Annotated in this window: 7 protein-coding genes; 5 read left to right on the top strand and 2 right to left on the bottom strand. The window is 56.4% G+C overall.

The features are described from left to right. Nucleotides 1-380: 380 nt before the first annotated feature. Nucleotides 381-3,746, top strand: a complete 3,366-nt coding sequence (locus tag CTR2_RS12175) for a hybrid sensor histidine kinase/response regulator (RefSeq protein ID WP_176391662.1) — start codon at nt 381-383, stop codon at nt 3,744-3,746. 28 nt (nt 3,747-3,774) lie between these two features. Here the strand turns inward: CTR2_RS12175 and CTR2_RS12180 are convergent, their stop codons facing one another. Both CTR2_RS12180 and CTR2_RS12185 read right to left on the bottom strand, forming a co-directional pair. Further along, complete coding sequence (locus CTR2_RS12180) at nt 3,775-4,455, bottom strand: response regulator (protein ID WP_087083775.1); 681 nt, start codon at nt 4,453-4,455, stop codon at nt 3,775-3,777. Between the two features lie 20 nt (nt 4,456-4,475). Beyond that, nucleotides 4,476-7,400 (bottom strand): hybrid sensor histidine kinase/response regulator, encoded by a 2,925-nt coding sequence (locus tag CTR2_RS12185; protein WP_176391661.1) that lies wholly within the window; start codon nt 7,398-7,400, stop codon nt 4,476-4,478. Between the two features lie 418 nt (nt 7,401-7,818). Here CTR2_RS12185 and CTR2_RS12190 point away from each other — a divergent pair, with 418 nt between their 5' ends. The 4 genes from CTR2_RS12190 to CTR2_RS12205 all read left to right on the top strand — a co-directional run bounded on the left by CTR2_RS12190 (nt 7,819) and on the right by CTR2_RS12205 (nt 13,085). Then, entirely contained in the window at nt 7,819-8,373 is a 555-nt protein-coding gene (locus CTR2_RS12190; RefSeq protein ID WP_087083771.1) for a fimbrial protein, read from the top strand. A 79-nt stretch (nt 8,374-8,452) separates the two neighbouring features. After that, nucleotides 8,453-9,199 (top strand): fimbria/pilus periplasmic chaperone, encoded by a 747-nt coding sequence (locus CTR2_RS12195; protein ID WP_217896239.1) that lies wholly within the window; start codon nt 8,453-8,455, stop codon nt 9,197-9,199. A 111-nt stretch (nt 9,200-9,310) separates the two neighbouring features. Continuing rightward, on the top strand, nt 9,311-11,944 hold the full coding sequence (locus CTR2_RS12200; protein ID WP_176391660.1) for a fimbria/pilus outer membrane usher protein: 2,634 nt from the start codon (nt 9,311-9,313) through the stop codon (nt 11,942-11,944). Nucleotides 11,945-11,957: 13 nt separating this feature from the next. Next, entirely contained in the window at nt 11,958-13,085 is a 1,128-nt protein-coding gene (locus CTR2_RS12205; RefSeq protein WP_087083767.1) for a fimbrial protein, read from the top strand. Nucleotides 13,086-13,206: the final 121 nt, after the last annotated feature.

The following is a 13,206-nucleotide window of genomic DNA, read 5'->3' on the forward strand; positions in this document are numbered from 1 at the left end:
ACTTTCAATCGTTGCTGACGTGGAGAGGCAATCATGAACTGATTCAGTTGTATGAGAAAAAGCCTTCTTTGGACCTCTAAGCGCAATTACCAATGTGAGACTCACAAACCCAAGCAGTAATTCTGTGACCAGCATAGAAATTGGGGTCATCGTTCGCGCTCCAAAAGACCAACTAGGCATTGCTGCCGTTTCGCCAGATTGTGGAAGGAATGTCACATGGAGGTAATCGGACAAAAACGAAAGTTCGAAGTGGGATAGGACGAGTACGAAAATCAAGGCAGCACGCTCACAAATCGCCCCAGATTGACTACATTGCGTGCTTTCAACTCTTCAGGACGAGTGACTGCTGCCATGTGTATTTGCAGGTCCGGTGCAATGCTTTGTCTCATTCAATTTCAAACATCGACAATGAGATAGGACTGCTCAATCGCTTGCAGCGCGGAGTGCTGTTTGGCGGCGCCGCCATCATGTCGCTCGTGATTCTTTTAGTCGTTGGGTTGGCCGTCTACGCCAAAGTATCTGGCTACATTTCCGATGCGCGCTTGGTTTACAGCGCTCAAAAATCGCTGCTGCTGCTGGAAATAGAAACCAAGCAGGCCGCTATGCAGCGCGGGGTCATACATGCCGAGATGCTTTGGAATACCGAACAGCAACACTCCGCGAAAACGGCACTCGCGCGCGACTTCGCGCGTCAGGGAGGCCGTATTTACCTGCAGGCCCACCCCAATGTGCTGCCGCAACTGGCCATCGGTGATGTCGCTAGCAAGCCTGCTGAGATGTACCGAGACTATCTGGCTTTCAGCGAGGGGCAGGCTTATACCGCGAGCGCCAGTTCACTACAGCGTGGGCGTGAATTCACTGGCTATCACTACACGCCTGACGAAAAATACATCACGTTTCTTCCGCCTCCCAAGTCGGGAGACCCGGTGGCGGATGTGCATGCCAAATCCGTTGCAGATCTCATTCATCGTCTGGCTTTCGATCTTGGCGATTTGACGGACCCGCTTGTTGATCGTGCGCTGCATGAATCGCGCAAGGTGAAGTGGATCGCTCCGCATGTCGACCCATTCACCGGACAGCGTGTCGTCAAACTGGTGCAGCCAGCATTCGACGGGGACAAGCCGTTCATGATCTTTGTGAGCGACATGCCCGTGAACGTGCTGTCCGATCGCTTGAATCAGTCTGCTTATGCTGGCAACTTCCTTCTGATTTCCAGTGAGGGTGAGCTGCTGCTGCAGGGCGTAGGATCCGCGGCACGGTCTGACCATCAAGCTCAGGCGCTGGCTCGGAGGGTCGTTGAAAGCAAGGTATGGCAGAACAGTCTGACTGGTTGTCATGACAGCTACAGCGACGGCGTCTTCACTCTAGGAGAGCCCTTGTCTCAAACAGGCTGGACGCTGGTGTATGCCTACTCCTGGAGCACCATCTTGAGTGCGCTGCGCGGCCTCTTGGCGGGATATGCGGTGGCCACCGCATTGATACTGCTCGTCTTGTGGACGGTCGTGCTGCTGTTCCACTACCGAGTATTTCTGCCGGCCCACCGGCGCTCTTTGCGCGTCTACGAGAGTGAGCATCTGAATCGCACGATCATCAAAACGGCTCCCGTTGGGCTCAGTCTCATCGATCAACGAACCGGTGAAGTAATACTGCAAAACGAGGCGGCTGGTGGCTATGTGGTCAATGGCCAGCCATTGAACCAGCGCCTGTTGCAAATCTATTCGGCCCGAGAGCAGGGGCCGGACAGGCAGGTCACGCGGGATCTCAACGTCACGGATGCACACTATCGGTCTGTCGAACTTCACGTCGATTTGGTTCCTGGCAAGTACCAAGGCTCACAAGTATTGCTCTGCAGCCTGCTGGATATCACTGCTCGAAAAGATGCTGAGCGCGCCTTGCACGATGCGCGATCGGCTGCAGACGTCGCCAACCGGGCCAAATCGGCCTTCCTGGCGACGATGAGCCACGAAATCCGTACGCCACTCCATGCCATTCTCGGTAGTTTGGAGTTGATGGAGCATGAAGTACAGGCAGGCACTTTGCACGACCGCGTGCAAACTGTATCCAGTGCCTCACGCGCTCTTGTTTCTCTGATCGACGACATTCTGGATTTTTCGAAAGTTGAGTCGGGACAGATGAACATCGAGTCCGTGCCGTTTGATTTGGTGCAAGAGGTCGAGTCCATTGTTCACATGTTCCTGCCGCGGGCCGAGGAAAAGGATGTGGCCTTGTATTACCGTGTTCGGCCAGGACTGTCGCGCTGCATGGGTGATCCTTTCCGCTTGAGGCAAATCCTGGGCAACCTCCTGAGCAATGCCATCAAATTCACGAATGCCGGTGAAGTGATGCTGGAGGTAGAGACTTATGGTCTCAAGGGGGCGTCAATGCTGTGTCTGCATGTGCGAGACACCGGCATAGGCATAACAGCTGAACAGCAGCAGGAGCTGTTCATGCCATTTGTGCAGGCCGACTCGTCCATCACCCGTCGGTTCGGTGGCACCGGACTTGGCCTGGCGCTATGCAAGAAAATTGCCAACCTGATGGGTGGCACGATCCACGTAGAAAGTCAGGCGGGGCAAGGCAGCACGTTTACCGTTGAGCTTCCCATTGCGGGGGACGAGCCGGCAATGGGCGAATGCAAGACGCCTTTGGCAGGAAAAAGAGTTTCGCTACTATGCGCCAATCCACAGTGGCAAGCAGCCATCGAGCCTCACTTGGTGGATTGGGGAGCGGAGTTGCAATCAGCCAGCTCGCCGGATGAATTGCCCCCCCAATCGGATGTACTGATTGTGATGGGGAGCCCTCGTCCATGGGCGCTTGCCGATGAAGAATCGGCTGCGAGCGACGCCAAGCATGTGGTCGACATTCTGGAGACTGGCCCGCTGGCTCCGGTAGAAGCAGCAGGGCGGGTGCTCGTGTCCTGCTACGCCTTGAAAGGGATACTTTATGCGCTGACGCAAGGGGCTGCTACGGCTATGAACAAGGAGCCGGAAACGCCTGTCAGGGATCTTCGCACCGCAACATCTCTGCGCATCTTGGTGGTGGAGGATCATCCGGTCAACCGGCAACTGTTTCAGGAACAGCTCCGATTGCTGGGTCAGCAAGTGGTGGTTGCCGAAAGCAGTGGTCGCGCGCTGGAGCATTTCCAGCTATCAGAGTTCGACCTCGTTCTGACCGACTTGAACATGCCTGGCATGGATGGCTACACATTGGCCCGTGCCTTGCGAGCGCAGGGGGCTCGGATCCCCATCTTGGCAGTCACTGCGCATGCCAGCGAGCAAGAGCGTGCTACATGCCTGAGGGCCGGCATTGACGAGGTCCTGTTCAAGCCCCTGTCGATTGAGGCACTCGGCAATGCACTTGCGATCTATGCGCGCAAGGATTTCTCTCTGCCCAGCAAAAGTATCGAATTCCAAACGTTCGAGCGGATGCTTCTGGTGGGGCCACTATCCATGCCAATATGGCAAGCGCTATCGATCTCATTTCAGCAGCATATGGCAGCAATCCGCGCCGGCCTGGCATCGAAAGACATGACAGCGGTACGCAATGCACTGCATGCGATCAAGGGCAGCTTTGCCATGGTGCACGAGCAGGAACTCAAAGAGCATATCGATCGCGTCGAGAACCTTGCAGACGAAGGCGACTTCAAGGCCTTGGATGCCGAGCTGGAAACTCTGGAGCATTTGGCAATCGAAATGCTTCGACATCGAGCCCCCTCGGGAGCCTCGCTCGATACGATCTGCAGCTGAATGCAGGTGCTATCCTGGATAGTGTCGCTTATTCAGCGGTGCTGTCAGGAGGTATCTGCGAAGAGGTCACCCAGCCGTGCTCCATAGCGTACCTGACCAGGTCCGTGTCACCCGCCAGGCCCAGCTTCTCAATGGCCCGGATCTTTTGGGTGCTGATCGTTTGCTTGCTACGGCTCAAACGCTCGGAAATCTCGTTGACGGTCATGCCGGAAACGAACAGCCTCACAACTTCTGCTTCTCGTGGGCTGAGTGCTGCAGGCGCACTGGCATTGGTGCGCAGTGCCGTACGAACCTTCAGGACGGCATCAACAACCGGGGAGTGGTATTTCCCACCCGTGTGTGCTGCATGAATTGCGGGGATGAGATGCGACACTGCATCTGACTTGCTCACGATGGCTCGTATGCCCAGATCGTCAAGAGATCCCAGAATTGCAGGGTTGTCCAGCATGGTCAGCACAACCAGTTTGACCTCCGGGAAACGGCGGGAAATGAAGTTAAAGAGTGTGATGCCGTCGCCGTACTTTCCTGCAGGCATGGAATAGTCGGACACAACAACGTCGCACGGAGTCGACTCAAGCATCTCTACGAGCTCCGTCGAGTTGGAGGCGTGCCCCTGTACCTTGATCGTGCCGCTCAAGCCAAGTTCATGTGCCACACCGGCAATCATTGCCGGGTGGTCATCGACCAGCACAACTTTGATGCTCAACATACTTGTTTCCCTCTCTTTGCCTATTGGCTGCGCCGCACCAGCGCATCTTGTGCCAGTGCAGCGAGATGCTCAAGCGCCTGCGGCAGCTCATTAAAATGATTTTGCTTTACCTGCTGCTCGATGCCGGCGCAGGTTTCGGCTACTTCCTGCTCCCGGATCATCGCAAACATGCCCTTCAGCGCATGCAGATCGCGCAGCAGCATGTCCGGAACGGGCTGGTTCAGGGCGGCGCGCAGTGACCCCAGCAAATTCTGGGTGGATTCCTGTAATGCGCTCAGTACCGCTTCGGGTAGGCGTCCGGAGCCGATGCTTTCGTTTTGTACTGCTGATGGCTGAGCAGTCTGAGTATTAAGGACCTTGCGCAGCGTGTGACTCAAGGTATTAAGCAGGATGGGCTTTACCAACACCGCATCAATGCCTTCCGCTTTGCAGCGCCTGTGTTCTTCGATTTCTGCATGGGCGGTCATAGCGACCACCGGAACGGTTGCTCCCTGATTCCGCAGGCTTCGTGTCAACGCATACCCGTCCATGCCGGGCATGCTCAGATCCGTCAATACCAGGTCATAGGAGCCCTGATTGAAGCGGAGCAGTGCATCGCTGCCGTTGTTGGCCAAGACCACTTGATAGCCCAATTCCTCCAGTTGCATGCGGATCAGTTCACGGTTCGATGCCTGGTCATCGACAGCAAGCACTTTGATTTCGTTCAATGTCGTCTTATCTGCAGCAGCATCCGTATCGCTTGGACTCGATACCGGTGCTTCAGTCGGTACAAGTGGCAGCATGACAGTAAATTGGCTGCCGTCGCCTGGTTCACTGCGCAGATCAAGGCTTCCGCCCATCAGCGCGACCAATCGTCGGCACAGGGCAAGTCCAAGCCCGCTTCCGCCAAACCGGCGGGTGATGGTTGAGTCGGCCTGAACAAACGGCTCGAACAACTGTTTCTGTTGCTCCTGGCTTATTCCGATTCCGCTGTCGCAGACTCCGATCACGATACCTGGGTGAGGCAGTCCATTGCCCTTTGAATAAACCTCGATCAGCACATCGCCAGTGTCGGTGAATTTGATCGCATTGCTCAGCAGGTTCGATGCAATCTGACGGATACGGGTCGGGTCACCCAGATAGAAGGGGGCAAGATGCTCGCGGTCGACAATGCAGTCGAACTGCAATCCTTTTTCTTGTGCAACTGGCTCAAAGATAGCAGCCACCTCGCTGATGACAGCCGCCGGGTCGAATGCAATCGATTCGATCGACATCTGCCAAGCCTCGATCTTGGAAAAATCCAGCACGTCGCTGATGATCCCTAATAGCGCATTCGATGACGAGGTGACTGCCTGCAGCCGCTGACCCGCCAGAGGTGGCAGATCCATACGTTGGACCAGTTCAAGATTGCCAAGGATCGCATTCAGCGGTGTACGAATCTCATGGCTCATAGTCGACAGAAATGCCGACTTCGCACGGTTTGCCTCGCCGGCCGCCTGCTTGGCATCACGCAATGCCTGTTCGGTGCGCTTCTTGTCAGTGACATCGGTAAATGCCGTCACCCACACGTCTGCATTCTGATAGCGTGCCTGCGCCAGATTGACTTCAAGGTCGAGCTGACCGCCATCGCGGGTTGCAAGTGCGATGTCGTCGTGCACCTTGTCATCGCTGCCTTGGGCCGCGAAGCGTTGTGCGATTTCTGCAGACAGCGTTGGGGCTTCGGTCACCACACGGCTGGCGACATCCACCATGGCCGGGCTGCGCAGCATGGGTTGACCGGACCGTGCATCGATCACACCTAACCCGATTGGCGCGGTCTGGATCAACAGACGGTTCAGATGCTCGACTTCGGCAGCTCGCTCTGTGTGGGCCAGCATCGGAACGAACACGCGCCGGTTGTACCACCAGAGCAGAAGCCACAACACGGCGATCAAGCCAATCGTGAACGCTGGCGTCCAGCGGATCTGCGGCCATACACCCTTCAGTACGTCACGCCATGAGTACGCATATGCAAACTGCCAGCCGGTCAGGCCGATGGGAGTGCTGACCGTGTACACACCGTTGCTGGCGCGTTGGACAACGGGCCCCAGACTTGGTTTCGCCTCCTGAGCTGCTGCCAGCACTTCAGGACGATTCGAGCCTCCTTGGCTGACGGCCACCAGAGCGCCTGCATGGTCTGTGATGACGAATGTGCCGCCGAAGCGGTCTATCGACAGCAGGCGGGTTCTCAGGGCTAAAGAGGCTTCATAGACAAAAACAGCAAAGGGTTGGCCACTGGCGTCGAGTGCGTAGGTTGACAGCCTCGTGAACTGTTCGCCTGTGAGCGGATTGCGATAGGGACCTGTCCAGCGAACCGCACGTAGCCCGGTTTTGGCATCGATGGCCGAGGCGGGCTCGATCGGTCCGTCTGCATTTCGAGTGAGTGAATCAAAGAAGGCAGGGCGGTCAGAGAGCGCAGCATCAATCTGCGTTTGGCTGGGCCATTTGCCCGATGACCAGGCGATCAGATCGCGTTGTGGCGTATAGAGATAGGCGCTGAACACGAACCCATGGGCGGTGATTGTTGCTATCGTGGTGTCAGTCACATGCTGGGCCAGGGAAATGAACCGGCTCAGATTGGGAACTGTTGCATCGGGTGCAGAGCTCGCAAATAGCAGGGCAGGCGAGTTCTTGCTCTGCTGCAGCACCAGGCGCCCTCCATTTGCATAAAGCCGCTCAACAGCATTCGAAGTTTTTGCCTGACTCTGACTCCACGCCATCTCTGCGACGGAGACCGCGCTGCGCACCGCGATCTCAGCATTGATGAACTCGTTGCTGATTCTGCGGCCCTCGACCTCTAGCTCTCGCCGCTCGTCGTCTACATAGGCCCGAATCATGGACGCCACCGCGAGGCCGAAGGTGATTAACACCATCACGGTCAGCGCAATCCCCCCGCCAAATAACCCAAGCCGCTGATAGCGGCGCATGGCGGAAATCACGGAGGGAGGTGGAGAAGTAGGCATTGGGCGGCAACCCTTGTCGATCCAGGTGTGCCAGCGATGCTAAGCCTAAATAGTCGATCCAGACAGCCTTTGCACAACACATCGGCAACTGAGGCTGCAGGCAGATAAGTGCAGGTGTTGCTAGTTGGCCCAACCGCTCCCGAGTCCGAGCTGCGCTCGGGCTTTCTGTGTATGTATTTCCCGCGGAAAACGCCAGATTCGTACTTGTCCTATGCGTTGAGCCGGTGCTTTCGTTCTTGTCAGATGTGACGAGCGAGAGGAAATTTTTACAGTGGGGGCACTGTAAAGCAAGGTTGTTTTACTGGAGTTCCAGCGGACCAGCATCGATTGATGACAAAGGCACGCAGCGAACTGGCTCATTAACTATATAAGGTGTTTTTTCATGAAGAAAACCATTTCCGCTATCGCCGCCATCGCTGCAATCGGCTCCACTGCTTTCGGTCCAGCCCACGCTGCTGATGGCCTCATCAGCTTTGTTGGCAAGCTTGAAGCCCAGACCTGCACGATCGACGTCAATGGTGTCGCGACTCCCGCCATCACTACCGTCGTGCTGCCTACCGTGTCGATTGACACGCTGGCCACCGCTGGCGAAGCCTCCGGCCAGACCCGCTTCAACATTGGCCTGAAGAACTGCTCAAGCATTGTCGACAACGGCGTGACTGCATTCTTTGAAAGCAGCCCGCTCGTGAACGTGATCACGGGCAACCTGTTGAGCACTGGCACCGCGCACCATGTGGAGTTGCAATTGGTTGATGGCGCCAGCGGTCGCCCCATTCGTGTTGGTGACATGGAACAAAACGCTGTTACGACGAGGATCCGTATGGACGCCACCGGTAGTGCCCTCTTGCCCTACGCAGTGCAGTACTACGTCCCTGGTCCAGCAGCAACTGCTGGCACGGTGGCCAGCAATGTGACTTACTCGATTGTCTACCATTAACAGTTATCGATTCTTCAAGGGTATGGCGGCGGCCTGCGCTACCGCCATACCGTAAAAAACATATACAAGAATAGGATCTATGAACGCCACTTTCCTGAAGCGTCTGTCGCTGGTCTGCACCGCCGTTCTGGCAATGGGCGCGGCACAAGCAAGCGTCGTCATTACCGGAACGCGTGTGATCTATCCTTCTGCGGAAAAGGAAGTCACGGTCAAACTCAATAACGATGGAACAGTGCCGGCGCTTGTTCAGACCTGGATCGACGATGGGGACTCCAGCACTGACGCGCAAAAGAAGGCCATGCCTTTCACGTTAACGCCGCCGGTATTTCGCATCGATCCTGCCAAGGGACAAACCCTGCGCATGATGTACACGCAGGATCCATTGCCCCAGGATCGCGAGTCGGTGTACTACCTGAACGTGCTGGAGATCCCTCCGCGCCCGCAGGTCGACGGTGGTCGCAATATGCTGCAAATGGCATTTCGCTCGCGCATCAAGATTTTCTTCCGCCCCAAGGGTCTAGAAGGTGACGCAAACGATGCTCCTGCCAAAGTGACCTGGAGTGTTGTGCAAGACGCCGCAGGCAAGGGGGTTGCACTGGAAGCGAACAACCCCACGCCGTACCACGTGAACGTCAGCAAAACCAGTATCGAGGTTGGCGGTAAGGTTTACGAGAGTGCTCCCGGCCTGGTTGAGCCTTTCGCCAAGCACAGCTTTGTGCTGGATGGACTGAGCACCCTGCCACCCGCCGCGCTGCGGGTTCAGTACAAAACCGTGAACGACTACGGTGCCACGGTTCCGGCGGTCTTCCCGCCCGAGAACAGATAACGCCCAAGGCTGGTAATCCCTCCTGCCAGCCGTCTCGACCTCTTTTCAATCGCTTTGCCCACTGGCCCTATGGCCAGTCTGGATGGACTTTGCTGTGCCTGGATGATTCCTATGAGAAACGCTCAACTGAGCCGCTATGCTGACACCCTGCAAACGCCGCTGACGCGCGTATGCATGGCTGTGCTGCTGGTTCTGGGCGGCATGGAGCATGCCATGGGCGCAGAAGGCATGGATGCCGCCGTAGCAATGCCTCCAGTGAGTCCTGAACTTCAGGCCAGCGAAGCGATGCAGGCAACTGCGGCCCTGGAAATGTTGGAGTTCAACCCCGACTTCCTGTCACCGCAAGCCGGTATGGGCCAGGTAGACCTTTCGCGTTTTGCGAGGGGCAATCCTGTGCTGCCTGGCGATTACCGTATGGATCTGTACTTGAATGGACAGGCCATGGGGCTCGTCAATGTAGGGGTCAAGCCGGGTAATGATCCTCAGCGCGGCCGCATCTGCATGACGCAGGCCTTGCTTGATCAGGTCGGCCTGGATTGGTCCAAGCTGAGCACCGAGCAGACTCAGGCCTTTGCCGACCCCAATGGATGCGCCGTGCTCGAAGAACATATCGAGAATGCCCGCGCTGCCCTCGATACCGGTGAGCTACGACTGGACATCACGTTGGCACAGGTGCTGCTGCGCCGTTCCCCGCGTGGTTATGTGAGCCCCAAGCTCTGGGATGCAGGCGTCAATGCTGGCATGCTGGGCTATAGCTTCAATGCGTACCGTAACGAATCGCCAGGATTCAGCAACAACTCTGCCTATCTGGGCATCAATGCAGGCATGAACCTGGGCGGCTGGTATTTTCGTCACAACGGCTCGATGAGTTGGGAGCAGAACGGTTCCAGCCGCTATGAAGACCTCAATACCTATGTAAGTCACGATTTTCCGTCGATTACCAGCCGAATGACGCTGGGCGACACCAACACGACAGGTGACCTGTTCGATACAGTCGCATTTCGCGGTGCCATGCTGGCTTCCGACGACCGCATGCTGCCTGACTCGCAGCGCGGCTATGCACCGCTGGTGCGCGGCATGGCCGAGACCAATGCCCGCGTTACGATCCGTCAGAACGGTGCGGTCATCCACGACATGGTCGTTCCGCCAGGTCCCTTCGAGATTGATGACCTGTATCCGACGGGTTATGGCGGCAACCTGGAAGTGACTGTGACAGAAGCCGATGGTCGTAAGCGTACCTTCCTGGTTCCCTACGCTTCGGTCGCGCAACTGCTGCGACCTGGAACTCAGCGTTATAGCCTTACCGCCGGCACCGTGCGTAATCGCGCGCTGCGCCATATGCCGAAGCTGCTGCAGGGCACCTACCAGCGCGGCCTGACCAACAGCCTGACGGCTTATGGTGGCCTGCAGGCCAATGAAAACTACAGTGCTTTGCTGGCTGGCTTGGCCTTTGGTACCTCGCTGGGTGCGTTCTCGCTGGGTATTTCTCGAGCGCGGACACGCACGGCACGGGAGTCCTTGACAGGTTCCAGTGTTCGCCTGGGCTATAGCAAGTTCTTTGACGCAACCCGCAGCAATGTGTCGGTGGCGGCCTATCGCTTCTCCGCCCGGGGCTTCATGGACTTTGCCACGGCTGCGAAGGCCGTCGACATTGCCAGCCAGGGCCGGGCCATCGATGGCATCTGGCGCCCACGGAACCGGGTATCGCTCACTTTCAACCAGTCACTGGGAGACAGGCGCGGCCAGTTGTTTGTGAGTGGCTTTGCCCAGAACTACTGGGGGCAGGAAAAGAAAGACGTGCAGTTCCAGATGGGCTACACGAACACCTATCGCTGGCTGACTTATTCGGTATCGCTCAATCGTGTGCGCAACAATGCAGGCCGGATGGACAACCAGTTCATGGTCAATCTATCCATCCCGCTGGGCAAGACGATGCAGGCGCCGCAGCTCGGAGTCATTGCTACGCACCGGCCGAACGTGGGGTCGACCACGCAGACTACCTTGTCGGGTCTCGCAGGCGAGTACAACCAATGGAGCTATGGTGCCAGTGTGAACCATGGCCCTGGCAATGCAGGCACTGCCGGCACCCTCAATGGCCAGTACCGCAGTCAACTCGCAACGCTGCAGGCGGGGTACTCGCAGGGGGTGGGATACAGCGGCGCTTCCATAGGTGCATCGGGCACCGTGGTGGTTCACCCTGGCGGTGTGACCATGTCCCCGTATACGGGTGACACCATTGCGATCGTGCAAGCGCCGCAAGCAGCCGGCGCGATCATTCAAGGCTATCAAGGACTGAAGTTGGATTCGCGCGGTTATGGCGTGCTGCCTTATCTCACGCCTTATCGCTTGAATGAGGTGGCTATCGATCCCAAGGGCATCTCTGCCGATGTGGAGCTCAAAACCACCAGCCAGCAGGTGGCACCGCATGCGGGCGCCGTGGTCATGCTCCGCTATGCCACTGTCACGGGCCACTCGGCGCTGATCGACCTCGTGTTGCCTGATGGCTCCGTTGTACCGTTTGGCGCTGACATCACTGATGGCGACGGCAATAGCGTGGGCACCGTCGCTCAAGGTGGGCGTGCCTATGTGCGCCTGGCCAACGACAGTGCCGATCTGAATATCCGCTGGGGCGATGCGCCCGAGCAGCAATGCAAGAGCCCTATAACTCTGCCTGAACGCACGGCAGGCTCCAAGGCCGGGATGATCGTCCGCCTCGAAGCGCAATGCGCATTGCAAGCCCGCTAAGGAGTGCAGGGTGATGAAGAACCACAATCAAGAAAAAGTCAGCCTTTATTTGAAATGGATATTGGCTTTAGTTATCGGCATGCTTGCGACCGCAGCGAATGCAACCTGTTCTTACAGGGCAGAAAACCCCTATGGCAGCGGCCCTGCAGATTTAGTTGCGACACTCAATGTCAGTGCATTGACTGTTGGCCGAGATGTGCCGGATGGGACTGTGCTGTACCGGCAAACTGTAAGGACGATGACAACGTTGATCAACTGTAGAAACGACGGAGCCATCGCCACTGTCCAACACAAATATTGGTTGACTGGAACACCACAGCCTATATCGAGCTGGAATGGGGATCCTTTTCCAGGTCGGATATATCAGACCGGAGTACCTGGCATTGGTGTCGCATTGTGGTATTCAGGCAATGCGTTCCCATATACCAGATCAATCACCAATTGCGGATTTATCGGTGGGGGGTGCGATATTAATGGCGCTGACTCGAATTTTGAAATCAGTCTTGTCAAAATTGGACCAGTCTCGCCCGGCCTCGTCCAAGGCGCCAATCTGCCGCGTATGCAGTATGACTTGGTGACAGACAACACCCTTCCTATCATGAGGGCAAGATTTATTGGAAACATTCAAATAGTTGCGCAAACTTGCACAACACCAAACGTGACAGTAGCACTCGGGAGCCACAAGGTGAGCGATTTCAGCGGCGCCGGCAGTGGTACCCCTTACAGAAATTTCTTTATTGAGTTGAGAAATTGCCCAGCTTTTCACGGGGTATCGGCTTCTTTGATCAACACTCATAATGGAATAGGTTCTGTGGAGTCTAGTCGCACGATCAATGCGAATGTCATTGGGATTTCTCTGACCCCTTTGAATGGCGTCGTTCCTTCGCAACGCGGTACGATAAAGCTAGGTTCTGGGAGACCCGGATCTCTCACTGCAACCGGTATTGGTGTTCAGCTTTTCCGTTCCCTTGACGGCTTTCTGCAGTTCGACACGCTCTTGGCGAGCGGCATCAGTCCCAGCGGCAGTTCGGGAGCGAGCTACACCATTCCAATGCAGGCCCGCTATGTCCAGACGGGGACAGCAACACCGACGCCAGGGCCTGCCAATGCTTCGGTGATATTTACAATCAATTATCAATAACTGGTCTGCGTATGTATGGCATACCTGAATTGTCGACTCTGACTACTCAGGTTTTCAAGATGGCCATTTCTTTAGTGTAAATCCTGGGTTTCAGGCAGAATTTTCGTTTTTTCAGATGAGA

The sequence above is a fragment of the Comamonas thiooxydans genome (genome assembly GCF_002157685.2).
GTDB classification, from domain to species: Bacteria; Pseudomonadota; Gammaproteobacteria; order Burkholderiales; family Burkholderiaceae_C; genus Comamonas; species Comamonas testosteroni_H.

What these genes read in the sequence shown, in the direction of transcription:
- CTR2_RS12180 (WP_087083775.1), bottom strand. Translation starts at nt 4,455, where the DNA reads ATGTTGAGCATCAAAGTTGTGCTGGTCGATGACCACCCGGCAATGATT.
- CTR2_RS12185 (WP_176391661.1), bottom strand. Translation starts at nt 7,400, where the DNA reads ATGCGCCGCTATCAGCGGCTTGGGTTATTTGGCGGGGGGATTGCGCTG.
- CTR2_RS12190 (WP_087083771.1), top strand. Translation starts at nt 7,819, where the DNA reads ATGAAGAAAACCATTTCCGCTATCGCCGCCATCGCTGCAATCGGCTCC.
- CTR2_RS12195 (WP_217896239.1), top strand. Translation starts at nt 8,453, where the DNA reads ATGAACGCCACTTTCCTGAAGCGTCTGTCGCTGGTCTGCACCGCCGTT.
- CTR2_RS12200 (WP_176391660.1), top strand. Translation starts at nt 9,311, where the DNA reads ATGAGAAACGCTCAACTGAGCCGCTATGCTGACACCCTGCAAACGCCG.
- CTR2_RS12205 (WP_087083767.1), top strand. Translation starts at nt 11,958, where the DNA reads ATGAAGAACCACAATCAAGAAAAAGTCAGCCTTTATTTGAAATGGATA.